The following is a 23,308-nucleotide window of genomic DNA, read 5'->3' on the forward strand; positions in this document are numbered from 1 at the left end:
GGAGCGCTCAATGTACTCTTATCTACATCACTTTTTCTTCGGAATATATCCGTACATTGCGTTGGTGATATTTCTGCTGGGCAGTCTGATGCGATTTGAGCGTAGCCAGTACACCTGGAAGAGCGATTCAAGCCAGTTGCTCAAACGCAGCACGTTGCGCCTGGGCAGCATCTTATTTCATGCTGGTATTATTGCGCTGTTCTTCACCCATCTCTTCGGTCTGTTGACCCCGCCGGCGGTCTATCATGCGCTTGGCGTTTCCACGCAGGCAAAGCAGTGGCTGGCCATTGTGATTGGGGCCGTGCTCGGAGTTGTCTGTCTGATCGGGCTATTGCTGCTGATATACCGACGGGTGTCCGAGCCGCGGCTGGTTGCCACGTCAAGATTCAGCGACTGGCTGACCTTGTTCTGGATACTGGTCGTGTTGTTACTGGGGCTACTTTCGATTTTCACATCGGTGCAGCATAAGGATGGTGCGGTCATGCTGATGCTGGGCGATTGGGCGCAACGTATCGTGACATTCCGCAGCGGCGCTGCCGATGTGATGCTGGGCGCGCCCTGGGTCTACCAGGCTCATATGATATTGGGAATGACCTTGTTTTTGATTTTTCCTTTCACCAGGCTGGTCCATGTCTGGAGCGGCTTTGCATCGGTCTCCTATCTTACTCGGGCATGGCAATTGGTGCGCTCACGCTGATGGAGAAATAATCATGATTGTGGTCAATGGCATAAATATTGATGAGGCACAATTGGCAGCTGAATTGCCCAGGCACAGCGAGCAGCGTGATCCGGTCAAAAGCGCAAGCCATGAACTGGTGCTCAGGGAACTGGTGCGTCAGCGCGCAAGAGTGTTGGGTATCAAGCAAGCCAGCACGCAGGCATTGATACAGGCGGTGTTTGACGCCGAAATTCAGACGCCCGAACCGGATGAGCAAGCCTGTCGTCGATATTACGAACAGCATAAAAACCAGTTCATTCACAATGACAGCGTCCAGGTCTGGCATATCCTGTTTCAGCTTACGCCGCAGATTGACGCGAAGCGGCTGCGTGCACATGCAGGGGATATTCTCAACAGCCTTTATCAGGATGTGCCGGAGGCCTTTTCCGAATATGCACGCAAGTATTCCAATTGCCCAACTTCATCCAGTGGCGGATCCCTGGGTGTTATTCACCGTCGCGAAACGGTGCCGGAGTTTGAAAAAACGGTGTTTGCCATGCCAGCGCACTCGCTCCTGAATCGCTTGGTCGATACCCGTCACGGATTCCATATTGTGCGCACCGGCACGAAGCATGCAGGAGAGGTGATGGCATTTGACGTGGTACGCGAGCGCATTGCGGACTGGCTCAGTCAGTCCAGCCGGCGTCGCGCCACCTCGCAATATTTGCAATTGCTGGTAGGGCAGGCCCACATCAAAGGATTGGATATGGAGGGGGCCGATTCGCCGCTGCTGCAGTAATCAACGAATCCCTTCTTACCGTCACATGAGAGACGAACGATGAAGACCGAAAGTCCTAAAGCGTATGCTGTCTTATACAGCAGCACCTTTGCATTTATGGTTTGCTTTGTTGTATGGATGATGTTCGGCGTCCTTGGCATTCAGATCCGTCAGGAACTTGGTCTGAGCGCCTTTGAGTTCGGGCTTCTGACCTCGACGCCGGTCTTGACTGGCGCACTGTTCAGGCTGCCCCTCGGGATATGGACTGATCGCTTCGGCGGACGGGTCATGATGACGATCCTGCTGGCAGGCGCATCCGTTCCGGTCTATCTGGTGAGCTATTCCCAGCAGTTGTGGCATTTCCTGGTCATTGGATTATTTCTTGGACTGGTCGGTGCGTCATTTGCCATCGGCACCCCCTATGTTGCGCGCTTTTTCTCGGGTGACAGAAAAGGCTTTGCCATGGGTTTTTTCGGCGCTGGAACGGTGGGCGCGGCGGTAAACCTGTTTTTAACGCCCATCCTGCTTGAGAGTTTTGGCTGGCGTACTGTACCCAAAATCTATGCAGTTGTTTTATTGATAACGGCGGTCGCGTTCTGGTTTGTGTCGGCGGCTGACCCTGGCGCCGGCAAGACCACTGGTAGTCTTGCCGATCAATTCAGGATTCTGAGAAATCCCAAAGTCTGGCGATACTGCCAGTATTATTCGATCACGTTTGGCGGATTTACCGCGCTGTCCTTGTGGATTCCACAGTATCTTCAGGGTGAGTATGGTTTGACGCTGGTTGCCGCTGCGGCTCTGGCCGCCGGCTTCTCGTTGCCGGGCGCCATAATGCGGGCGGTCGGCGGTGGGCTGGCAGACCGGTTTGGGGCGCACAATGTTACGTGGTGGTGTCTTTGGGTCGCATGGGTTTGCCTGTTCCTGCTGTCGTATCCGGATACCCAACTGACCATCAAAACGCTTGAGGGTTCGGCGACATTCCATTTATATATGCCGATATGGCTGTTTGTTGCGATCTTGTTTGTGCTGGGCGCGGTCTTTGCATTTGGTATGGCGTCCACCTTCAAATATGTGGCAGATGACTTTCCGGACAATATGGGAACCGTCACCGGCATTGTCGGATTGGCAGGGGGGCTGGCCGGATTTTTGTTGCCCATTATGTTCGGCATTCTCGCCGAGCTTTTTCAGATCCGCTCAAGCTGTTTTATGCTGCTTTATGGCGTGGTGTGGGTCTCGTTGATTATCATTTATGTGTCGGAGGTCAAACGCGTCCAGATCTCAGGTGACGTGATCGGCCCTGGCGGCAGATAGCGCGTCGCCGCAGATCTGACAGCAAATCAGCAGATGTTTTGCAGGCTGTTCCTCGGTAAAAAAGTAAGAATAAGGAGATCGCCCCGTGGCGGCCCGATAAGCGCAGGCAGGCATCAGTCGCATATGGCGACGGCGGCGGGCCTATGCCTGCGTAGCCTCGTGCCTCATTGTGCTTTGTTGTGACGAACCAGCGCTGCGTACATCGCACGCCGGCCTTGGGACCAAGGCTCATCACCATTGTAATAGCAATATTTTATTGACTGAGTGTGTCCTGATTGTACCCCTGTCAGGGCGCGACGGTGCCCGGGCCGTCTCTCAACACGTTCTCTCCCGTCCGAGGATTTGTCAATGTGACGTTCTCCAGCGCCTTGATTCGCCAAGCGCCGTTCTCACGGGTGAGAACGGCAAGGATCAGCGTGTCGACCGCATGGGGCCCTGCTGGATGGGCCGTTCCGACTGTCAGGCGGCTCCAGAAGTGCACGATCGCCGCTTCACTGTTGATCGCGACCATATCGATCAATTCATTTTCGATGGTCGAGTCGCTGTAGATGGTAGAGTGAATAGGTGCGTGCAGTCCGACAATCTCATCGACGCCACGTACATAATGCCCAAAACGGTTTACGAACGTAGCGTCTTCATGGAACAATGTGCCAAGCGCCGGCATGTCGTGCTTGTTCCATGCCATTTGAAAGGCGACGGGCGCATCTTGCGGCTGATTCATAGCGTTCATGCCAGTCTCCTGCCGATCAGTAGTGTATCGATCAGTGTAGCAGAGCGAATGATCTGCAGGTACCGCAGATGCCGTTGCTTTACCCGGGCAAAGCATACAAGGAGGAAATATGACAAATGTTTTTATTGTTGGCGGTTCTGGAAAAGTTGCCCGCCATCTTGCCCGGCAGCTGAGCACGCGTGGGCACAAAGCCCGCTCCCTGCATCGCGATGTCAAACAAGCGGATGAACTCGAAGCACTGGGCGCCATCCCCGTATATGGAGATCTGCTCAAACTGGAGACAGCTGAACTGGCCCAACTGATGACTGACTGTGATGTGGTGGTGTTCTCGGCAGGGGCCGGTGGCAAGGGCGGGGCCCAGATGACTAACGCCATTGACGGAGATGGGCTGGAGCTGGCCGTGGCGGCGGCTATGGCAGCGGGCATCCGACGTTTTGTTCTTGTGTCGGCTTTCCCCGAAGCCGGTCGCGGCAAGGCGGTGTCCGAGACCTTTGAAAATTACATGGCCGTGAAAAAGCGCGCCGACGCGCATCTGGCCGCGACGGATCTGGACTGGGTCATTCTGCGGCCCGGCACATTGCTCGATACCCCCGGCACTGGCAATGTACGCGCAGGTCTGGCCATTCCCTATGGCGGCATACCGCGTGCCGACGTAGCAGCTGCCCTGGTCGAAATCATTGAACATTCCGGACTAAACCGGATCATTATTGAACTGACACAGGGCGATACGCCGGTAGGTTCGGCCGTGCAGCAACTGGCGCGCGCCTGACTAATGCGGCGGTCGGCTTGGCCGGGTTCGCTTTAGGCCAGGACTGGCATAGACCGCCCTGGCCGGCCGATCAGACTGGTGACAGGTTCGGCCAGCGTCTGGGGAAAATCGGCCAGGGCATGAAGGCCCCGGCTTTCTTTGCGCTGGACAGCACATGCTGCGATCAGCCAGGCGCAGTCAAGACGGTTGCGCAAATCGAGCAGCATTGGCATTCGGGCAAGTCCAGGCGTCTGCGCCAGCTGTCTGCGCCAATGCCCTAACTGGTCAAGCGTCTGACTGATGCCCGACCTTGTTCTCATGATGCCCATATTTCTCCCCATGAGCTGCCGAATGTCGGCTGCATCAGGCAACGCAGGCGTATCAGGTGCACACATATCAGGCAATGCTGACATATCGGGACTGCCATCGACCGCTTGCAGTGCGTGGCCGGCAAGCGCCGCTGTTGTCGCGGCCGATTGCGTTCGGCCCACGTGATTGTATTGCTCAATAACGGCTTGTGCGCAATTTCGCCCGATCACAATGCATTCGAGCAGCGAGTTACTGGCAAGCCGATTGGCGCCGTGCAGGCCGGTATCGGCAACTTCGCCTACAGCATACAGAGCTTTAACATTGGTGCGCCCGCTCAAATCGGTAATGACGCCACCGCAGGAGTAATGTGCCGCCGGCGCAACCGGAATGGGTTCGCGGGTGATATCCAGGCCCGCGTCCAGGCAAGTCTGGTAAATCATGGGAAAGTGCTCGCGGATAAACTCGGCCGGACGATGTGAAATATCCAGCCATACAGGCTGCCCTTGTTGCCTGGTTATTTCAGAGTGGATGGCCCGTGCCACAATATCGCGAGGCGCCAGTTCCGCACGCGAATCGTAATCAGGCATGAAGCGGCGTTTGTCGGCGTTCACCAGCACACCGCCCTCGCCCCGGACCGCTTCTGAGATCAAAAAGGAGGCCGTGTTCGGCAATGCCAGGGCAGTGGGGTGAAACTGTACGAACTCCAGATTGGCAATCCGGCACCCCGCCCGCCAAGCGATGGCCTGACCGTCGCCGGTAGCGGTGGGCGGGTTGGTGGTATACGGAAACAGCTGTCCCAGTCCGCCCGTGGCCAGGACAGTGTGGCTTGCGGTCAGGGCCAGAGTTTTGCCCGATGCTGTATCTAGTGCCTGGACACCCCAGCAGGCGGATCGAGCTGTGTGTTCATACGAGGCTGACTCGTGGGCGACCCGTTCATCCGTGGTTAATTCATCTCTGGTTAATTCATGTGTCATTAATTCATGCGTGATTAATGCATCGACGCACACGGTATGCTCAAACACGTCCACGTTGGGCCGTTGTCGCAGCCGTGTCTGCAACACAGACGTGATCGCCGATCCAGTACTGTCTGCTGCATGAACGATCCTGCGATGACTGTGCCCGGCCTCGCGCGTCAGGTGTAATTGATCCGCGCCGGCAAGAGTAAATTGGACTCCATGGTGTCTCAACCAGTCAATTGCAGCTGGGGCCGCTTGCACAATGTGGCTGACACTTGTCATATCGCACAGGCCGGCGCCGGCAACCTGCGTGTCACGAATGTGATTGTCGGTATGATCTTCGGCGTCCAGCACCGCCGCTATCCCGCCCTGGGCCTTGCTGCTGGCGGTGGTCTCCAGCGACTGTTTACTGATAATGGCAATCCGCAAACTGCCAGGCAGGCTGAGTGCGACCGACAGGCCGGCCAGACCGCAACCGACAATCAACACATCATAGTCACGAACAGCGCCCTTCATCATGCAGGTCCGATTTGGGAAAATAAATGAACATCGCGGCTCAGATCGCCGCTGGCCCGGATGTTTTTTTTGTAGGCGGCAGCAAAATCAAGCATGCGCCCGATGGGTTTATGCGCCCGATAGCCTAATCCTGGATCCAGTATGATTTCACCACTATGCGTTTGCAGGCAGTTGGCTACGCCGGCAAGCCCGTTCATTGCCATCCATGGGCAAAAGGCGCAGCTCTTACAGGTCGCGCTCTCGCCGGCCGTGGGGGCGGCAATAAAGGTCTTGTCGGGGGCCTGTTTTTGCATTTCATGCACAATGCCCTGGTCGGTCGCCACAATAAAACGGGTCGCCGGCAGCTCGGTGACGGCCTGGATCAGCCGGCTGGTAGAACCGACGACATCTGCCAGAGCAACCACCGGGGCCGGCGATTCGGGATGTACCAGCACACGCGCTTGCGGATTGGCTTTTTTCAAGTCGGCCAGTTCTTCGGCCTTAAATTCATTGTGCACCAGGCACGAGCCCTGCCACAGCAACATGTCCGCGCCGGTTTGCTGCTGTATATATTGGCCCAGATGACGGTCGGGTCCCCACAGGATTTTTTCACCCCTCTGGTGCAGGTAAGTCACGATTTCTAAGGCGATCGAAGAGGTAACGACCCAATCGGCCCTGGCCTTGACTTGCGCGCTGGTATTGGCATACACCACCACCGTTCGTCCCGGATTGGCATCGCAGAACGCCGCGAAAGCATCGGGCGGGCAGCCCAGATCCAGTGAACAATTGGCATCCAGGTCCGGCATTAACACCCGCTTTTCCGGGCTCAGTATTTTGGCAGTCTCGCCCATGAACCTGACGCCGGCCACAACCAATGTGGTGGCCGGATGATCACGGCCGAAACGGGCCATTTCCAGCGAGTCGCCGACACAACCGCCGGTCTGTAGCGCCAGATCCTGTAGTTCAGCATCAACGTAGTAGTGCGCAACCAACGTTGCCTGCTGCTGTGCCAGAAGATCGACAATCAACTGCCGATACGCGTCCCGATCCTGTTTGCCAAGCGGTGCAGGTACGCTGGCCCATGCCTGCTTTACCTGACAGGCCGATCCCACGTCCGCGTCGGAGGCCGGCCGATCCAGCGTCGGAAAATCAATGTCAAAGGTCTTGCGTACAGAAGAGAAGGAGGTTGATGTCATGTGTCTGTGTCCCGTGCCATTTTCGAAAGTATATTATGCTCTAAATGAGTATAAATGGTAAAGCCCTTTTTGATTTCCCGGGCGCATGCGTAGCGGCGCAAATGCCGTCAAGGCCATTCTGATAGAATCCATACATTGTTGAAGGATATGTTAGGTATGGCTTCAGGTTTTTCCGTGTCGAGCACTACAGAGGGCGCTACCGAGGTTGTGGCGGTTTTGATTGCGATTACCAATCTGAACGCGCGGGTGCTCACCGTGGAAAACGGTAATATCCTGCCCTTTGGGCCCTTATCTCCCGTCCATAGCTCCTTGCAGGCCGGCGTGCGCCAGTGGGTCAAGAACCAGACCATGCAGCCCATGGGCTACGTCGAGCAGCTCTACACCTTTGTCGATACGCTTCGTACCCGTGCCTCGGGGCAGCCCGTGCTGTATGTCAGTTACCTGGGCCTGGTCAAGGAAGCCGACGAGCGCCTGCTGGAAGCCAACGCCAGTTGGCAGGACTGGTACCGTTACTTCCCCTGGGAGGATCATCGCGAGGGCAGACCCGAATGGATCGCCCGCGTTTTTTACCCTCATCTGAGAAAATGGGTCGCTTTCGCAGAGAATGATGCGGTTCGCCAGAGCCGGCAGCGACGCGTGGATCTGTGCTGGGGACAGGGTGAACATGCCTGGATCGAAGACAACACCCTGTATCGCTATGAATTGCTCTATGAAGTGGGCCTCATTCCAGAGTCACCGTTGTTCGATGGGTCCATCCCTGAAGCCATAACGGGTAAGGCCATGCAGCACAATCATCGGCGGGTATTGGCCATGGCCATGTCAAGGCTGCGTGCAAAAATCAGATATCGTCCGGTGATTTCCGAATTGATGGCCGCTGAATTTACGCTGCTGCAATTGCAGAAAAGTATCGAAAGCCTGGCCGGTGTTGAGTTGCACAAGCAAAATTTCCGGCGCCTGATGCATCATCAGGATTTGCTCAAGCCGACCGGACAAAGCGCGGTGCAGGAACGGGGGCGCCCGGCACAGCTGTACCGGTTCAAGGATACGGTTTTGCTCGAGAGCCTGCTGTCCGGCAGTAAGCTGCCCGTCAATAAATAAACTTTCCAATAAAATAAACTTTTGAATAATCCATTGTCGGTTTCTTATCGCTGTTATATACTCATTTTGAGTATATAACAGCCCCTCTGGGGCGCTTTTTGGACAGGACCTGTTAGCTTATGAATTGCGCTGCTCACGAATTACCCGACGTTGTCTTATTACCATTTGTACAGGCGGCGCTGGCAGAAGACATGGGTCGAAAAGGGGATATTACTTCCCAGGTGACCATTCCTGACGGCAAGCAGGGGCGCCTGCATCTGGTATCGCGTCGCCCGGGTGTGATCGCAGGAATGGCGCTGGCCCGGTTGTCGTTTGCACAAATTGATCCGGCCATCGACGTCAATATCGTCCGGCAGGATGGCGCGCATGTTCAGGCAGGCCAGTTGCTCGCGACGGTTTCCGGGAATGTCCGGTCTATGCTGGCGGCCGAGCGGACGGCGCTGAATTTCCTGACGCACCTGAGCGGTATCGCCACGCAAACGGCAGACATCGTGAGGCTGGTAGCGGATACGAACGCACGCATTACCTGCACCCGCAAGACGATTCCGGGCTTGCGGGTATTGCAGAAATACGCAGTTCGCGTCGGGGGCGGCTGGAATCATCGTATGGCGCTGGATGACGCCATGCTGATTAAAGACAACCACATTGCGCTGGCCGGCGATCTGCGTACCGCCATTGCCCAGGCTCATGCGCAGGCAGGGCATTTGACGCCTGTGGAGCTTGAAGTCGATACCCTGGAACAGCTGGCGATCGCCCTGGAGGAAGGCGTCAGGCTTGTGTTGTTGGACAATATGGATTGCGACACCTTGCGCCAGGCGGTAGCAATGTGCCAGGGCAAGGCGCAAACAGAAGCGTCCGGCGGTATTACGCCTGAAACGGTGCAAGCCGTTGCGCAAACCGGTGTTGACTATATTGCGATTGGGTATCTCACACACAGTACCAAGGCGCTGGATATCGGTCTTGATTTTGAGGCATGAGCGCGTTGATGCTGCGGTAGTGATCGCCAGGGCGCTGTCACGCCATTCTCAAGCTACATCGTCGGTAATATGGCGGCCAGACGACAAGGAAATGGTATTTAATGGATGTGCTGCGCGAGGGTCGGACAGCGATGCTTTTTTTGCAATAAAGATCCGACAAAGTGGTGAATGACCGGGTTTGGCGCAGCGTGTTCTACCGCGAGAACGATTTTTGCCATCTGCAGATTATGGTCTTCAATTGGGATCCAGGTCAGGATATCTGCACGAGAACGGGCCATAGATTGAGGAACAATTGCCAGGCCCACGCCGGCTTCTACCAACGTTAGTATAGATGGCAGGCGACTCTTTTGTATGACATTGGGCGTCACGCCGGTGCCGGCAAACACTTCGCTAAGCATCGCGGCAAAATAGGGCGATACAGACTCGTCGTAACCCACCAGCGGATGCCGTACGATATCGGCCAGCCTGACTGTCTTGCTGCCAACAACATGGTCTGTTCTTGTCACTAGCCCAATGGGCTCTTCGTAAACCGTCGTGGTTTGTATCTGGTCGCTTCTTACGATGGGACGCATGAGCGCGATATCCAATTGTCGCGAGAGCAAGGCATCAGTCATACAGATCGAGTCCATTTCCCGCAGATCCAATTGGATGCCCGGGTGATCTCGGCGAAACGCGTGAAGGGACTCGACCAGCGGTGAGTTTGCCGCACTTGGCGTGATGCCGATCGACAACGAACCGGTACTGCCGCGCGCAATCTGCCGGGAAGTCTGAAGCATATATTCCATATCGGCACAAATTCGGCGCGCCTGTTCGTACATAACGGCACCGGCAGCAGTCAGAGAGACACTCCGGGTCGAACGCAAGAACAAGGGAGTACCAACCCATTCTTCCAATTGCCTGATCTGACGACTAAGCGGCGGCTGGCTGATAGAAAGGCGAGTTGCAGCCTTTCCAAAGTGCAACTCTTCAGCCAACACGCAAAACGAAACGAGCAAACGCCCGTCAAGCTTCATTATTTCCGAAATCATCATCAATTATGCCAAAAATAGTATTGGACTGGGTATCAATACTTACTCTACCATTTATGGATCAATAGTTAAAGCAATTGTTACCCACCCCCATTCGAGAAACAGAGAGAAAACAAAGATGACGCCCGTGCAGTCTCCCAAGTCCCTTCCGCAGCCATTTCCAAGCATGCAAGCGTTGTCCCGCCTACCGGCGGATTTCGCGGTACGCACCAGCTTGGAACAAATCAGGCAAAGAGAGGCCGATGTACAGGCATGGGTGAGACTACGAAGATGGGATGAACTTGAACGGGATATTGCAACTGCCATGTCAGGATCCATGACGGCCATCCCGTTTGGCGTCAAGGACGTCATTGATGTTTGCGGCCTGCCAACACAATGCGGCATAGATGACGCCGACGAACCTGCAGCCCAATATGATGCGGCTTGTGTTTCCCAATTACGTTCAGCAGGCGCCATCCCCATTGGAAAAACAGTGACCGCAGAGTATGCCTTTCGCACCCCAGGTCGAACGCGCAATCCCTGGAACACGGATCATACGCCAGGAGGCTCTTCCAGCGGATCGGCAGCAGGGGTCGCCGCCGGCATGGTGCCGCTGGCGCTGAGTACGCAAACCGGCGGATCAATCATTCGTCCCGCCGCCTATTGCGGTGTCGTCGGGTTTAAACCGTCTATCGGTTTGGTTAGCAGAAGTGGATTGAAATTGACATGCGAATCGCTGGATGTAATCGGCTGGCACGCCGCATCTGTTGATTATGCGCAAACGATGGCAAATGTGCTTTTGCCGCAAATGGCGGTGCCATCCTTGCATGGGCTGCACGATATTAAAGTGGCAGTCAACTTACAGGGTGATGGGCTACAAGCGGAGTCAGAAGCGTTGACGGTGTTGCGCGGCGTGCAACAGCTGCTCAGTGAGGAAGGCGCAACTTGTTTTGACATCAATATCAAAAAGGAACTTACTCTGCTGGCTCAGGCACATAACGTCATCATGAAGTATGAATTCGCACGAAACCTGGCGCCTATTGTTGATAGAAAGAGCAAGGTGCTCAGTGCCGTATTACTGAAAAACGTGAATGAAGGGTTTGCTGTTCCAGATAGCTTATATCTGGACATGCTCAGCGTTCAGCAGGAGTTGAGAAAATCATGGCGAGCACTAACCGGGGGCGCGGACCTTATTCTGACCGCCAGTGCAGCAAGTACGGCCCCCGCGGGACAAGGACATACAGGCGTACCGGCATTCAACAAAATGTGGTCAGTATTGGGATGGCCATGCTTGCATCTGCCCGTAACCTTAGGCACAGGAGGGATGCCTGTCGGTGTGCAATTGATCGCCGACTGGCATCAGGACTTCAGATTGCTAGCCCTGGCCGCAATCGTTGAAGACAAAATGAATCTACAAGGAGAAGACAATGTTGGTAGCAAACAAATCGTTGAGTAAGGTGGCATGCGCCGTTATTGCGCTTGCCGGTTTATGCAGTGTATTTTCTGCAAATGCCGATACAGTGACCGACTATCCTGTTCGTCCGATAACGATAATGACCCCAACCGCCGCAGGTGGTGGAACAGACATTGTTGCGCGAATCGTGTCGGATAAGCTGGCAGCGCTGCTGGGGCAGCCCATTGTGATCAACAACAAGCCAGGTGCTGGCGGAGTCATTGGCAATCAGGCCATGCTGCGCGAAAAGAACGACGGATATAGTCTTTTTGTAACGGCCAATAGCAACCAGTTGATCACGCCGTGGGTGTTTCGTAATGCCAATTTCGATCCTCTTAAAGACTTTGAACCTGTGACGGGACTAGGTACGGTTCCTTATGTCCTGGCAGTCCATCCGGATTTTCCGGCAAAAAACCTTGATGAATTTCTTACGTTGATCAAAGAAAATCCCGGACAATTTCAATACGCATCCGCGGGTCCGGGTACATTGAATCACCTCATACCGGAAATGCTGACTCACGCAATCGGGACGGAAATGGAGCATATTCCGTACAGAGGGGTTGCGCCCGCAATGGCTGATGTTCTGGGTGGACGCGTACCCGTGGTGTTTGGCAGCTTGTCGTCGGTTCTGGAAAATATTCGATCCGGAAAATTGCGAGCATTGGGTGTCTCAAGTGCAACGCGCACCGACGTTCTTCCGGATACACCTGCCATCATTGAGAAGGTGCCGGGATTCCAAAGCGAGATGTGGGTGGCGCTATATGCCCCTGCAGGTACACCCAAATCGATTATTGATAAGTTGCATTCGTCGGCCCAACGGGCTCTGGATGATCCAGGCACACAAAAGCTTTTTAAGGGTTTGGGAATGTCGGTAATGAAAAAAGGCCCTGCAGAGTTGGCCAAACTGCAAGAAGCTGAATACCAGCAATGGAAAGAAACTGTCGCTCGAGCAGGGGTTCGTGCCGAGTAAAAAAAGTACGCGGCGGTTTCCAAAAGCCAGATCGCTCGATGCGAAACGCTCGTTGGTCTAAGCTGCCAAACTTGGAAAACATAATGTGATTTTGTTGGAGAATGGTATTGCGGCTTGTCTTCCGGTAGCTCAATTTTGCATATGCCAGGATGCGGCCGTCACCGATCCTCTACCCTCTACCACCGGCCGTTAATTCAGCAGAGTCCATTATGGTTCCGGCCGGTGCGCCAGTACCTCAGTCATCTGATTGATCAGCTCTGCTGCCGGCCCGCTTTTATCCCATGCATAGAGAGAGACAACCATCGCGGCCATGTTGCCCAAAGGCGCGTACTGGCGTACACGTCGCCCTGTGGTGGCTTTAACGGGCAGTACAGACAGACCCAGACCGGTCTCTACACCGACCAGCACGCTTTGAAAGCTGCTGCCAGAAAAAGCAACGTACCATTTTCTGCGCTCCCGTTCGATACGATCAAACATGGCTTCGCGGTACAGTCCCCCGGGCGGAAAAGTGACTAGCGCAATGGGGTCGGACCAAGACTGGCCATTGTCTGCACTTTCATACCAGGCCAATGCTTCCGGGAAGCTGGCGTGGCAGTCTGCGCTTGCTGCTGATTCTTTGACGACGACAATATCGAGTTCCCCGCCACGGTAACGGTCGGTCAGATTGCGGCTCAAGCCGGTCGTAATGTCCAGCCGAACCGAGCGGTGCATATGGGTACAGGCCCTGAAGACTGTCGCCATTTGAGCGGTGACCAGATCTTCCGGCAGACCGATGCGTATGGATTGGGTGCCGGCCGGGTCTCCCAGCATGGCTTGTGCTTCGCGTTCAAGCGCGAGAATGCGTCGGGCGTAACCCGCCAGCCGTTCACCGGGAACAGTGGCCTGTACCGGGCGGGCGTTGCGGTGCACCAGTTGCTGGCCAACTGACGACTCAAGCCTTGCCAACTGCTGGCTGACGGTCGATTGCGTGAGGTGCAGGCGATCTGCGGCCGCCGTAAAGCTGCCTGTATCGACAATCTCGACAAACGCCGCCAGAAGACGGGGATCAAGCAATGTCGTTTCCCTGTTTATGAAGTATCGTGATTGTAATTATAAGCACAACATGTGCATTCTTAATATTTACTATTCAACAATTTAATTTCCAAATACAAAGCGACACGACTATACTGGCTGCGGTTCGGTGCTGATATGTGCGAAACCCACACGACGTGCTTGAATTTAAGCGTTCCTGCAGCCCACCATTCCGTGCGTGGTCCGCGATTATGAAGCACCAGGCGCCGATCCCAATCCCAATTGCAATGATTTTGGAGGTCATATGGCCAGATCGATTGTCATGGCGGTATTCACAGTCGTTCTACTGGCCTGCACGCCTATTTTGTCGAAAGCAGTCATGAAAGCATATCCGTTACATAGTGCAGCAGGCAATGACGATGTCGCTGCCATCGAGCAACTTTTATCCGGCGGCACAGAAACAGACGCACGCGATAGCTCGGGCGCGACTGCGCTGCTTGTTGCCACAAGGGCGAATAAGGTGCGCGCTGCGCAAACGCTTATTGCAGCTGGCGCCGATGTCAATGCAAAAGACAATATAAGCGACAGCGCCTATTTGTATGCCGGCGCCCGGGGGCATTTGGACATTCTCAAGCTCACGCTGACTCACGGAGCTGATCTCAAAAGTACCAATCGGTATGGCGGAACCGCGCTGATTCCTGCTGCCGAACGCGGCCATGTGCAAACGGTCAGAACGCTGATTGAAGCCGGTGTCGATGTTGATCACGTTAATAATCTGGGATGGACCAGCATTGCTGGAGGCCATTATTCTTGGCTCAGGCGGTGAGCAGCACCAGCAGATCGTGGACGCCCTGCTAAAGGCGGGCGCCAACCCTAATCTGGCTGATCGCGAGGGCGTGAGCCCACTCGCACACGCGCGCTCACATGGCTATCGCGAAATAGAAAATATGCTGCGCGCCGCTGGCGGGCGTTGATATTCAAAAGGTCACATCAATGCAACAGAATACACATTTTCTCCAGCAGGCGATCGAGCTTGCCTATACCAATGCAGAAACGGGTGGTCGCCCGTTTGGGGCTGTGGTCGTTCGCGACGGGCAGGTGATTGCCCAGGCGGTCAACGAAATCATAACGACCAACGATCCTACCGCGCATGCCGAATTACTGGCCATCAGGGCGGCCAGTCAGCATCTGGGTTCAGCCAGTCTGGCCGGGTGCAGTGTTTTTGCCAGCGGTCACCCGTGCCCCATGTGCATGGGGGCAATGAGACTGGCGGCAATCAAAGAAGTAACCTACGCCTATAGCAATGAAGACGGTGCGCCCTATGGTCTTTCTACAGCAGAAATATATTCCGAGCTGGCCAGGCCGTTTGCCGAGCAATCCATGACCATCCGTCATGTGCCAACCCGGCTTGCTGCCAGGCCCGATCTGTACGCTTATTGGAAACACCAGGAACAAAAAGGGGCTTGAATTCATGATGCGGGTTCAATCGGCGCTTGTGCGAGCCATGCTTGTCGCAACGGTTGCGCTTATAGGATTTAATCTGCGACCCTTCATTACCAGTATCGGACCGCTTGCCGGCAAGATTCAGCAGCACACGGGGTTGGGCCTGCAAGGCATGGCTATGCTGACGTTTGTGCCGATGTTGCTGATGGGCGGTGTGGCATTTATCGGACCGGCCCTGCAAAGTGCGTTTGGTGCGCGCCGTTCTGTCATTGCTGCATTGCTGATGATCTGTTGCGGTTGTGCTTTGCGTCTATTGAGCCCAAGTGGGTGGAGTCTTATTACGACGGCAGCGTTGATTGGTTTAGGTGTCGCAATCATACAAGCGATTTTTCCGGGGATGATCAAGCGTGAGTTTGCCCGCCATGTCGGTCCCATGATGGGGCTATATTCGGCAATGCTCATGGGCGGTGGAGCGCTGGGCGCACTCACCGCGCCTGTCGTGTCTTCGAGTGCAGGGCTATGGACTGTTGGTCTGGCGTGGTTTGCATTGCCGGCCACAGCGGCGCTTTTACTGGCATGGTCTTTTCTACCGATTGATACCGGCAGGAGCAAGACTGAAGGCGCTGCCCGGCTGTTGCTGGCGCGACCTCGCACCTGGCTTTTGATGCTTTGCTTCGGACTAATGAACGGCGGCTACACATCTGTGGTCGCCTGGCTGGCGCCGGCCTATCAAGAGCGAGGCTGGAGCGCCGAGGCCAGTGGCGGCTTACTGGCAGTGCTGGCGGTGAGCCAGGCGCTATCGGCGCTTGCGCTGCCATTGTTTGCCAGGAACGCACCGGATCGCCGGCCCTGGCTATGGTTCACATTTGTGATGCAAGGCATCGGTTTTGCGGGTTTGGCGTTCGCACCGGGCTACGCTGCGCTTGGCTGGGTGATTATGTTGGGCTGCGGGCTGGGCGGCTGCTTTGCCTTAATGCTGATTGTGGCACTGGATCATTTGTCTGATCCTGCACAGGCTGGGGCGCTCTCAGCCCTCATGCAGGGTGGTGGTTTTCTGATCGCCGCGGCGCCTGCTTGGCTTGTCGCGTTACTCCACGACGTGACCGGGGGCTACGAGGCCGGATGGATGGGACATCTGGCAACCGTGCTTGTTGTCGCCACCGTGGTCTCGCGCTTTTCTCCTGGGCGCTATGCAAGCGCCATGCGCGGCGTCGACATCACGAAGCAGGCAACCGGACCTCTTGCTGCCCACTGCCTCTGTGATGCAAACCCACGATAGGCGCTGAAATCATCAATCGCTTGTGCGATTGCGATATTCGACCGGATGCCAGCTGAAATGGGTCTTCGACTCAGCGCGGACATGACCCATACCGGGAAATGGCAAGTGGGGTGCGGCGATCAGCTGACGCTTGCCGGCGAAATCGGAAAAGGCATTTTTTCTTACCGATATTGCGTCTTCCGGCTTCAGGTCATACACAATGGCGATGTCCGGTTCGGGAAATTGAACGGACTCGACATGGACAATGTCACCGACAAAGACCATAGACTGTCCCTGGCTACTGACAGTAAAAAACGCGCTGCCAGGCGTATGTCCCGGATGGATTGTCGCCTTTATCCCGGGAAGAATGGTCTGCTCATCGTCAAAGGTTTTCACTTTGCCCAGCTTGTCATAAACCCCGATTGTCTTGATCGCCTCTGCGAAATACTTATCGTCATAGCCGGTTTTTTCAGCGTTGCCCGCATCCAGAAAAAAGGCCAGATCGGGCGCGCCGACATAAACGGTCGCGTTTGGAAAGGCCGGTTTGCCTTTTTGTACCAGTCCGCCGGTGTGGTCGGTGTGGATGTGTGTGACCAGGATGTCGGTAATTTGCTCAGGCTTGAGCCCGACGCTGGCCAGGCTGTCGTAAAGTTTGCCTCCGTAGCCCGGTCCAAACAGTTCTCCGGACCCGGTATCCACCAGGATATTACGTTTTCCATCGCGGATCAGAAATGCATTAATGGACGCTTCAACGGGATTGGCAAGAAAAGACTGGTCAAGCAGATTATCAATATGGGAATGAGATGCGCCAATCAGTAGTTGATAAAGATCCTGGGGCACAGTGCCATCTGACAGAGCGCTAATCGTCAAATTGCCAAGCGGCATAGAATACGAGTCGGCCTGTCGAGTGTAAGCAGCCGGTTTTGTAGAAGTCGTTGCAGCGGTTGGTGTAGCGGTTGTTGCTGCAAGGGTTGTGGTGGTTGCAACAGTCGTTGCGGCGGTTGTGGCCTGGGCATAGGCAGGCGAGGCAAACACACTTGTGATGGCGAGCGCGCCGGAAAAAAGTAGCGGAGTGATGCGTGACATTGCGTTGATTTTCCATGTTTGTTCGGAGAAATCACATCATGCGTCATTGGCTGGCGCTGTACAAATCGTTAATTTCAATTCGACCTATCGATACTGCTGATGACTTGTAAATTCAATGATTGTGCGTGCTCTGTACCGCCTCGAAAATGATTGATCGCAGCCACCGGTGTGCCGGATCGGCATTCACTGTTGAATGCCAGTACAGCTTCATCGAAAATGTATCAACGGCCATGGGGGGAGTAAACAGATCCAGGCTACTGGTAAATCGTTCTAGAAATCGCCTGGGCAAGGTGCAGATGCAATCTGTTGCACCCAAAATCAGCGGCGCCAGGGCGTAGCTCTGGACCGAAACGGTTACGCGTCGTTGCCGGCCAAGATCGGCAAGCGCCTCATCAATCATCCCGTTGAACATGCCGCCGCTGGTTGAAATCAGCAGATGATCCAATTGGCAAAACGCATCCAGCGATAGCGGGCCCGTGCCACGAGGGTGGCCGGTGCGTTGCGCAGTCAGGAATTCTTCGTTGAAGAGCTGGCGGCCGATGAGGTTTGGCGTGCCAGCATGATCTGCGCCGATAAAGATGTCAACTTCCCCTCGTTCCAGATGCTCGCTAACGCGGCCTTTATCTGGCAGCGTAAAGGCCACCCTGACACCCGGCGCCCGGGCCTGAACCAGCGGCAGTAGCGCAGGAGCAAGAATAGCTGCCGGGTTATCCATTGCGGCAATGCGAAACGTACGTTCACTGGTGGCCGGATCAAAAATGTGGGCCGACTGGACAAATCGTGTCAGTTGCTGCAACAGTCGCTGTAGCTCTGGCTTGAGCGCCAGTGTATGCGCGGTCGGGGTCATACCTCGTCCCGACGAGGAGGGAACAAACAGTGGGTCATTAAGAATACGGCGCAGCCGGGTCAGACGTCCAGAGAGCGCCGACTGCGTGATATTCAACCTGCTTGCGGCATGTGTCACATTCTGCTCCTGCAACAGCGCATCCAGCGCGAGCAGCAGATTGATGTCCAGGTCTCCGATCGGCCGAGTCATCGGCGATACCCTTTGGCATTGGGGCTGCAAGCGCCAATACGCGATGGTATGCAGGACAGCAGTGTTATTGCAGTTGTTATCACTTTACGGGGCATGGGAACGATTTTTCTCAGAACGGCGACACCAGGATAGTCTACTTCCTCATCGCTTTGATCCTGAGTATCTCACAAGGCTGTAGGCCCTTCAAGCAATCATTAGCCGGTGCCGCTATCGTTCCTAGGTCACTCCTGCGCCACCCTGCGGTCAAATGCGCCCCCTGTCTGCGCCAGGCCCTGGGTGGTCACTGCCGCTTTGCCCAGCAATGGGAAAACCAGCTCCGCAAAGCGAATCGCCTCTTCCAGATGAGGATATCCCGATAGTACGAAGGTGTCGATCCCCAGATCGGCATATTCCTGAAGTCGGGCAGCCACGGTTTGTGGATCACCCACCAGTGAGGTGCCTGCGCCACCGCGGACCAGACCTACGCCGGCCCATAAATTAGGCGCCACTTCCAGCTTATCTCGCCGTCCGGCATGCAAAGCCGCCATGCGCTGCTGGCCCACCGAATCCATCTGGGCGTAATTGTGCTGGGCGCGTGCGATATCATCGTCAGTGATATGACTGATCAGCCGATGTGCATCTTGCCAGGCCTCATCTTCCGTCTCCCGTACGATGACATGAACCCGTAGTCCGAATCGTACTGTTCGATGGTGCTTTGCTGCGCGAGCTCTGACATCGGCAATTTTGCTGGCGACTGCTGCAGGTGGCTCGCCCCAGGTCAGATAGGCATCCACGTGCCGGGCAGCCAGCTCGTGCGCCGCCTCGGAAGAACCGCCGAAATAAAGTGGTGGCCAGGGCTTTTGCACCGGCGCATGATAATTCCTGCTTTGTGTGACTGACAGGTATTTTCCATCGAAATCAACGGTTTCCCCCGACAATAGTTTTTTCCATATTTGCAGATATTCATCTGCGGCTGCGTAGCGCTCATCATGGCCCAGTTGCACACCGTCTGCAGCCAGTTCGGCGGCATCTCCTCCCGGCACGACATTGAGCAGCAAGCGGCCATGCAAAGCCTGATCAAGCGTAGCCGCTTGCCTGGCCGAGGGGGCCGGGCCGCCCAGCGAGGTCCTGAGGGCAACCAGCAGTTTGATTCGCTGAGTGACCGGAATCAGGCTGGCGGCGACAACCCACGGGTCCAGGCAGGCGCTTCCGGTAGGAATGAGCAAGCCGTCATAGCCAAGGTTTTCACTAGTGATGGCGATCTGACGCAGATATTCGCTTGTGGGGTACCTGCCAAAATCCGACGTGCCCAGATAGCGTGTGTCGCCGGAGGTCGGAAGAAACCAGAAAATATCGGGGTTCATGACGTTTGCGGTAGAAGATAGGGAATGCACATCGCGCTTATGCAACAGCGCGTTCAGCAATATTGTGGCGTTGTTGATTGACGACGCCGTTAAGCACCGGTGCAGCCAGGGATGCAACCAATTCGAGACGTTTTGCCAGCGTTTCGCTGACAATCTTTCCGTCTTGTATCTCCGCTGACGTGGCGTAAATGCCGGCAGGCAGGCTGAGGGCATGAAAGAACCCAAACAGGGTACGCAACTGATGGTCTATCACCAGACCGTGTCGGGGGCTGCCTCCGGTAGCGGCCAGCAGTGCAGGCTTGCCTGCGAGCGCGTCCATGTCGATCAGATCAAACAGATGCTTAAATAGCCCCGGCACCGAACCGCGAAACACCGGCGCTCCCACGATCAGAAAATCGGCATGCTCAATACGCTGCAGTGCCTGTTTTGCGACCGTGTTCAGGTCGTCTTTCGACATGGCTGTGCCGATGCAGGGAACCAGATCGATAAGGTCGATGAATTGGGTTTGGAGTGCGACATCGTGTGAGATTTTCTGAGTCACTTCTTCCAGCAGGACGCGGGTACGTGACGGACGATGCAGGCTTCCATTTATGACAACTGTGTTTAGGAAACGGGACATGCTGTTCTCGATTGATCGGATAAATAAATGAATATGAGATCCATTACAACATTGCATTCAGCCTGATCAAACAATATTTACAGCATTTGTATATGCCAAATAAACTGCAGGATGCGGCATAAGCAAAATACAAATTGATATTGGAATCATCCATGGTCAGGTTGCTAAGATGAACGGGAATTTCAACCAGACATGGATGCACAAGAAATGACAGACAGCGCTTTCGAGAACCGCAGATCATCATTGAAATTACTGGCGGCACTGGGCGCGTTGGCTGCCATTGCACCCCTGCAATTGGCTTGGGCGCAAACCCAGGCAAAATTATTTCGGGTGGGCTGGCAGAAGGGTTCCAACATTGCGCTGCTCAGAGCACGTGGCAACCTTGATGCACGACTCAAAAAAGAAGGCGTCAGTGTCCGCTGGATAGAATTTACCGCCGGACCACAAATGCTCGAAGGATTGAACGTAGGCAGCATTGATTTTGCCTGCGTCGGCGAAACGCCGCCGATATTTGCCCAGGCGGCAGGGGCAGATCTGGTGTATGTAGCGAGCGAACCTCCGGCGCCGAAGGCCGAGAAAATCCTGGTACAAAAAAATTCGCCAGTTCAGTCGTTCAAGGAACTCAAAGGAAAGCGCGTGGCGCTCAATCGCGGTTCAAACGTGCACTATCTGCTATTGAAAGTGCTGGAACGAGAAGATCTTGCCTACAAGGATATTGATGTGAAGTATCTGCCGCCGGCAGATGCGCGGGCTGCATTTGAAAGTGGCTCGATTGACGCATGGGTTATCTGGGATCCATTCGCCCAGGCCGCTATCGAACAGATTGGCGCGCGCGTCCTGGTTGCCGGCCACGACCAGGTACACAACTATAATTTTTACCTTTCCACCGGCGCTTACGCGAAATCCTACCCAGAGATTCTGAAATGGACGATAGAAGAAGTTGATGCGACCAATAAGTGGACAGTGGCGCATTTTGACGAAGCGGCAGACATTCTGTCGCCCCAGATTGGGCTGAGCCGGGAAATCACCCGGCATGCACTGGAGAACTACGCGTATGGTGTGGCGTACATTACAGACCCGGTTGCGCAGAACCAGCAGAATATTGCAGATGCATTTTCTTCACAAAAGTTGATTCCTCGCGCTCTGGAGGTCAAGAATGTTATCTGGCGCCCATGATAAGCCTGCGGTCCATGTTGCCGATCAGCACGTTGTTGAGCAAGAAAGGATCTTGTTTTGGGCGCGTATTGTGAATAGTAGCCTGGCGCCGTGGCTGGTGCCGATTGCATTGGTTCTGTTATGGCAATTGGCAGCCTGGGCCGGGTGGCTGTCGACCCGCATTGCGCCGTCGCCGCTTGCCGTTGTTCTGGCAGCCTGGGAATTGATACGAAGTGGAGAGATCTTTGTTCACTTGTGGTCCAGTTTCGTGCGCGCGGCAATCGGCTTTTTCATTGGCGGCGCTCTCGGTCTGATCCTGGGCTTTCTGAACGGTGGTTTCAGGGTATGCGAGCGTCTACTGGACACCACCGTACAAATGATACGCAACGTACCGCACTTGTCTCTCATTCCGCTTGTCATTCTGTGGTTCGGCATTGATGAAGCGGGCAAGCTCTTTCTGGTCGCTTTGGGGACGTTGTTTCCCATCTATCTGAATACCTTTCACGGGATTCGCTCGGTTGACCGTGACCTGATAGAGATGGGCAGATCCTACGGCCTGTCAGACTGGCAGCTTTTTACCAAGGTCATTCTTCCCGGTGCCATGCCCAGCATTCTGGTAGGTGTCCGGTTTGCGCTGGGTTTTATGTGGCTGACGTTGATTGTTGCCGAAACGATTTCGGCCAGCAGCGGGATTGGCTACATGGCCATGACGGCCCGTGAGTTTATGCAGACCGATATCGTCGTGGTAGCCATTTTGCTATATGCCCTGCTTGGCAAACTGGCCGATACGGCCTCGCGTTTGCTTGAACGGCGGTTGTTGCGCTGGAATCCGGCATTTAAATAGACACCGGGATAATGTACTGGAGCATTCAAGAGTATGGACTACGTAAACGGCGGAATTGACCTGAGAATGGAAGGGGCCGGCAAACGCTTCGGGACGCGACAGGTATTGCAGGATGTCAACCTTAGCGTTGCAGCGGGTCAGTTTCTCTCTGTGGTGGGACGCAGCGGCAGCGGCAAAAGTACGCTGTTGCGCCTGTTAGCTGGGCTGGATACAGCTAGCGTGGGCAGAATACGCGTGGATGGGCGAGCGGTCGCGCAGTCCCGTCATGATATACGCATCATGTATCAGGATGCACGTCTTCTGCCCTGGCAAACCGTGGCTGACAATGTGGCACTCGGCCTGAAAGGGAAGGGAAGCCAGATTCGCCGGGTTGCCATTGAGGCACTTGATCAGGTTGGCCTGGCGGACCGCGCCGACGAATGGCCTGGCGTGCTATCGGGCGGTCAGCGTCAGCGTGTAGCGCTGGCCCGGGCGTTGGCGCATCGACCGCGGTTGTTGCTGCTGGATGAACCTCTGGGTGCGCTGGATGCCCTGACGCGTATTGAAATGCAGCAATTGATCGAATCACTATGGAAGGATCATGGCTTCACTGCGGTCCTGGTCACGCACGATGTGTCTGAAGCCATTGCGCTGGCTGACCGTGTGATTCTGATTGACCGGAATACGGTGAAATTTGACATGGATGTCAGGCTTGCCCGCCCGCGTGTAAGAGGGGATGCGCAATACGCATCCCTGGAAGGGCAGTTGCTGTCCCGTTTGCTGGGTCGTCAAGGGGCAGCTTTCCAGGCGCAGGCTGCATAGTCCTCTTTCTTTTTTTTGTGAGTAAA

At 55.2% G+C, this 23,308-nt stretch carries 22 protein-coding genes and 1 pseudogene; 14 read left to right on the forward strand and 9 right to left on the reverse strand.

What is annotated here, in order from left to right; translation table 11 throughout:
• Positions 1-10: 10 nt before the first annotated feature.
• From narI to CAP48_RS02500, 3 genes are read left to right on the forward strand one after another with little or no spacing between them, the layout of a single operon-like run.
• Entirely contained in the window at positions 11-697 is a 687-nt protein-coding gene (narI, locus tag CAP48_RS02490; protein ID WP_100694419.1) for a respiratory nitrate reductase subunit gamma, read from the forward strand.
• A gap of 13 nt (positions 698-710) precedes the next feature.
• On the forward strand, positions 711-1,457 hold the full coding sequence (locus tag CAP48_RS02495; RefSeq protein WP_100694420.1) for a peptidylprolyl isomerase: 747 nt from the start codon (positions 711-713) through the stop codon (positions 1,455-1,457).
• A gap of 39 nt (positions 1,458-1,496) precedes the next feature.
• Positions 1,497-2,747, forward strand: a complete 1,251-nt coding sequence (locus CAP48_RS02500) for a nitrate/nitrite transporter (protein WP_100694421.1) — start codon at positions 1,497-1,499, stop codon at positions 2,745-2,747.
• 286 nt (positions 2,748-3,033) lie between these two features.
• Here CAP48_RS02500 and CAP48_RS02505 read toward each other — a convergent pair whose 3' ends face one another.
• Complete coding sequence (locus CAP48_RS02505; RefSeq protein ID WP_100694422.1) at positions 3,034-3,477, reverse strand: SgcJ/EcaC family oxidoreductase; 444 nt, start codon at positions 3,475-3,477, stop codon at positions 3,034-3,036.
• A 109-nt stretch (positions 3,478-3,586) separates the two neighbouring features.
• On the opposite strand from CAP48_RS02505, the gene CAP48_RS02510 reads away from it, so the two are divergent.
• A complete protein-coding gene (locus tag CAP48_RS02510; RefSeq protein ID WP_100694423.1) occupies positions 3,587-4,246 on the forward strand; it encodes an NAD(P)-binding oxidoreductase in 660 nt (219 codons plus the stop codon).
• A gap of 32 nt (positions 4,247-4,278) precedes the next feature.
• On the opposite strand, the gene nadB is transcribed toward CAP48_RS02510, so the two are convergent.
• On the reverse strand, positions 4,279-6,009 hold the full coding sequence (nadB, locus tag CAP48_RS02515; RefSeq protein WP_242444296.1) for an L-aspartate oxidase: 1,731 nt from the start codon (positions 6,007-6,009) through the stop codon (positions 4,279-4,281).
• Entirely contained in the window at positions 6,006-7,181 is a 1,176-nt protein-coding gene (gene nadA / locus CAP48_RS02520) for a quinolinate synthase NadA (RefSeq protein ID WP_100694425.1), read from the reverse strand. The genes nadB and nadA overlap by 4 nt, the downstream gene beginning before the upstream one ends.
• 156 nt (positions 7,182-7,337) lie before the next feature.
• On the opposite strand from nadA, the gene CAP48_RS02525 reads away from it, so the two are divergent.
• Both CAP48_RS02525 and nadC read left to right on the forward strand, forming a co-directional pair.
• Positions 7,338-8,279 carry a hypothetical protein gene (locus CAP48_RS02525; protein WP_100694426.1) on the forward strand — a complete coding sequence of 314 codons (942 nt, stop codon included), beginning with the start codon at positions 7,338-7,340 and terminating at the stop codon, positions 8,277-8,279.
• 119 nt (positions 8,280-8,398) lie between these two features.
• Positions 8,399-9,256: a carboxylating nicotinate-nucleotide diphosphorylase gene (gene nadC, locus CAP48_RS02530; protein ID WP_100694427.1), complete on the forward strand. Its 858-nt coding sequence runs from the start codon at positions 8,399-8,401 to the stop codon at positions 9,254-9,256.
• Between the two features lie 98 nt (positions 9,257-9,354).
• Here the strand turns inward: nadC and CAP48_RS02535 are convergent, their stop codons facing one another.
• Positions 9,355-10,269 carry a LysR family transcriptional regulator gene (locus CAP48_RS02535; protein ID WP_161495181.1) on the reverse strand — a complete coding sequence of 305 codons (915 nt, stop codon included), beginning with the start codon at positions 10,267-10,269 and terminating at the stop codon, positions 9,355-9,357.
• Positions 10,270-10,450: 181 nt separating this feature from the next.
• On the opposite strand from CAP48_RS02535, the gene CAP48_RS02540 reads away from it, so the two are divergent.
• Together CAP48_RS02540 and CAP48_RS02545 are read left to right on the forward strand one after the other, a co-directional pair.
• Entirely contained in the window at positions 10,451-11,719 is a 1,269-nt protein-coding gene (locus tag CAP48_RS02540) for an amidase (RefSeq protein ID WP_255411694.1), read from the forward strand.
• A complete protein-coding gene (locus CAP48_RS02545) occupies positions 11,691-12,686 on the forward strand; it encodes a tripartite tricarboxylate transporter substrate binding protein (protein WP_100694430.1) in 996 nt (331 codons plus the stop codon). Before CAP48_RS02540 ends, CAP48_RS02545 begins: the two co-directional genes overlap by 29 nt.
• 207 nt (positions 12,687-12,893) lie before the next feature.
• Here CAP48_RS02545 and CAP48_RS02550 read toward each other — a convergent pair whose 3' ends face one another.
• On the reverse strand, positions 12,894-13,739 hold the full coding sequence (locus CAP48_RS02550; protein WP_100694431.1) for a LysR family transcriptional regulator: 846 nt from the start codon (positions 13,737-13,739) through the stop codon (positions 12,894-12,896).
• 262 nt (positions 13,740-14,001) lie between these two features.
• On the opposite strand from CAP48_RS02550, the pseudogene CAP48_RS02555 reads away from it, so the two are divergent.
• The 3 genes and pseudogenes from CAP48_RS02555 to CAP48_RS02565 all read left to right on the forward strand — a co-directional run bounded on the left by CAP48_RS02555 (position 14,002) and on the right by CAP48_RS02565 (position 16,419).
• A pseudogene (locus CAP48_RS02555) lies at positions 14,002-14,671 on the forward strand (ankyrin repeat domain-containing protein).
• Between the two features lie 19 nt (positions 14,672-14,690).
• On the forward strand, positions 14,691-15,164 hold the full coding sequence (locus CAP48_RS02560; protein WP_100694432.1) for a nucleoside deaminase: 474 nt from the start codon (positions 14,691-14,693) through the stop codon (positions 15,162-15,164).
• A 4-nt stretch (positions 15,165-15,168) separates the two neighbouring features.
• Positions 15,169-16,419 carry a cyanate transporter gene (locus CAP48_RS02565; protein ID WP_100694433.1) on the forward strand — a complete coding sequence of 417 codons (1,251 nt, stop codon included), beginning with the start codon at positions 15,169-15,171 and terminating at the stop codon, positions 16,417-16,419.
• Positions 16,420-16,431: 12 nt separating this feature from the next.
• Here CAP48_RS02565 and CAP48_RS02570 read toward each other — a convergent pair whose 3' ends face one another.
• The 4 genes from CAP48_RS02570 to msuE form a co-directional block, all read right to left on the reverse strand.
• Positions 16,432-17,484 carry an MBL fold metallo-hydrolase gene (locus CAP48_RS02570; protein ID WP_100694434.1) on the reverse strand — a complete coding sequence of 351 codons (1,053 nt, stop codon included), beginning with the start codon at positions 17,482-17,484 and terminating at the stop codon, positions 16,432-16,434.
• Positions 17,485-17,596: 112 nt separating this feature from the next.
• The gene (locus CAP48_RS02575) at positions 17,597-18,520 is read right to left on the reverse strand and encodes a LysR family transcriptional regulator (protein ID WP_100694435.1); all 924 of its coding nucleotides are present in this window, start codon (positions 18,518-18,520) and stop codon (positions 17,597-17,599) included.
• A 221-nt stretch (positions 18,521-18,741) separates the two neighbouring features.
• Positions 18,742-19,863 (reverse strand): FMNH2-dependent alkanesulfonate monooxygenase, encoded by a 1,122-nt coding sequence (gene ssuD, locus CAP48_RS02580; protein ID WP_100694436.1) that lies wholly within the window; start codon positions 19,861-19,863, stop codon positions 18,742-18,744.
• 37 nt (positions 19,864-19,900) lie between these two features.
• Entirely contained in the window at positions 19,901-20,482 is a 582-nt protein-coding gene (gene msuE, locus CAP48_RS02585) for an FMN reductase (protein ID WP_100694437.1), read from the reverse strand.
• Between the two features lie 192 nt (positions 20,483-20,674).
• On the opposite strand from msuE, the gene CAP48_RS02590 reads away from it, so the two are divergent.
• The 3 genes from CAP48_RS02590 to CAP48_RS02600 are packed head-to-tail and all read left to right on the forward strand — an operon-like array spanning position 20,675 to position 23,282.
• Entirely contained in the window at positions 20,675-21,658 is a 984-nt protein-coding gene (locus CAP48_RS02590; RefSeq protein WP_242444297.1) for an aliphatic sulfonate ABC transporter substrate-binding protein, read from the forward strand.
• Positions 21,639-22,481, forward strand: a complete 843-nt coding sequence (gene ssuC, locus CAP48_RS02595) for an aliphatic sulfonate ABC transporter permease SsuC (RefSeq protein WP_100694438.1) — start codon at positions 21,639-21,641, stop codon at positions 22,479-22,481. Before CAP48_RS02590 ends, ssuC begins: the two co-directional genes overlap by 20 nt.
• Before the next feature lie 33 nt (positions 22,482-22,514).
• Entirely contained in the window at positions 22,515-23,282 is a 768-nt protein-coding gene (locus tag CAP48_RS02600; RefSeq protein ID WP_100694439.1) for an ATP-binding cassette domain-containing protein, read from the forward strand.
• The last annotated feature ends 26 nt before the right edge of the window (positions 23,283-23,308 follow it).

It is taken from the genome of Advenella sp. S44 (assembly GCF_002810445.1).
In the GTDB taxonomy this organism is placed as follows: Bacteria; Pseudomonadota; Gammaproteobacteria; order Burkholderiales; family Burkholderiaceae_B; genus Advenella.

Bases quoted from the DNA above. Each gene is read 5' to 3' on its own strand.
- narI (WP_100694419.1), top strand. From the start codon at position 11: ATGTACTCTTATCTACATCACTTTTTCTTCGGAATATATCCGTACATT.
- CAP48_RS02495 (WP_100694420.1), top strand. From the start codon at position 711: ATGATTGTGGTCAATGGCATAAATATTGATGAGGCACAATTGGCAGCT.
- CAP48_RS02500 (WP_100694421.1), top strand. From the start codon at position 1,497: ATGAAGACCGAAAGTCCTAAAGCGTATGCTGTCTTATACAGCAGCACC.
- CAP48_RS02505 (WP_100694422.1), bottom strand. From the start codon at position 3,477: ATGAACGCTATGAATCAGCCGCAAGATGCGCCCGTCGCCTTTCAAATG.
- CAP48_RS02510 (WP_100694423.1), top strand. From the start codon at position 3,587: ATGACAAATGTTTTTATTGTTGGCGGTTCTGGAAAAGTTGCCCGCCAT.
- nadB (WP_242444296.1), bottom strand. From the start codon at position 6,009: ATGATGAAGGGCGCTGTTCGTGACTATGATGTGTTGATTGTCGGTTGC.
- nadA (WP_100694425.1), bottom strand. From the start codon at position 7,181: ATGACATCAACCTCCTTCTCTTCTGTACGCAAGACCTTTGACATTGAT.
- CAP48_RS02525 (WP_100694426.1), top strand. From the start codon at position 7,338: ATGGCTTCAGGTTTTTCCGTGTCGAGCACTACAGAGGGCGCTACCGAG.
- nadC (WP_100694427.1), top strand. From the start codon at position 8,399: ATGAATTGCGCTGCTCACGAATTACCCGACGTTGTCTTATTACCATTT.
- CAP48_RS02535 (WP_161495181.1), bottom strand. From the start codon at position 10,269: ATGAAGCTTGACGGGCGTTTGCTCGTTTCGTTTTGCGTGTTGGCTGAA.
- CAP48_RS02540 (WP_255411694.1), top strand. From the start codon at position 10,451: ATGCAAGCGTTGTCCCGCCTACCGGCGGATTTCGCGGTACGCACCAGC.
- CAP48_RS02545 (WP_100694430.1), top strand. From the start codon at position 11,691: ATGTTGGTAGCAAACAAATCGTTGAGTAAGGTGGCATGCGCCGTTATT.
- CAP48_RS02560 (WP_100694432.1), top strand. From the start codon at position 14,691: ATGCAACAGAATACACATTTTCTCCAGCAGGCGATCGAGCTTGCCTAT.
- CAP48_RS02565 (WP_100694433.1), top strand. From the start codon at position 15,169: ATGATGCGGGTTCAATCGGCGCTTGTGCGAGCCATGCTTGTCGCAACG.
- CAP48_RS02570 (WP_100694434.1), bottom strand. From the start codon at position 17,484: ATGTCACGCATCACTCCGCTACTTTTTTCCGGCGCGCTCGCCATCACA.
- CAP48_RS02575 (WP_100694435.1), bottom strand. From the start codon at position 18,520: ATGACTCGGCCGATCGGAGACCTGGACATCAATCTGCTGCTCGCGCTG.
- ssuD (WP_100694436.1), bottom strand. From the start codon at position 19,863: ATGAACCCCGATATTTTCTGGTTTCTTCCGACCTCCGGCGACACACGC.
- msuE (WP_100694437.1), bottom strand. From the start codon at position 20,482: ATGTCCCGTTTCCTAAACACAGTTGTCATAAATGGAAGCCTGCATCGT.
- CAP48_RS02590 (WP_242444297.1), top strand. From the start codon at position 20,675: ATGGATGCACAAGAAATGACAGACAGCGCTTTCGAGAACCGCAGATCA.
- ssuC (WP_100694438.1), top strand. From the start codon at position 21,639: ATGTTATCTGGCGCCCATGATAAGCCTGCGGTCCATGTTGCCGATCAG.
- CAP48_RS02600 (WP_100694439.1), top strand. From the start codon at position 22,515: ATGGACTACGTAAACGGCGGAATTGACCTGAGAATGGAAGGGGCCGGC.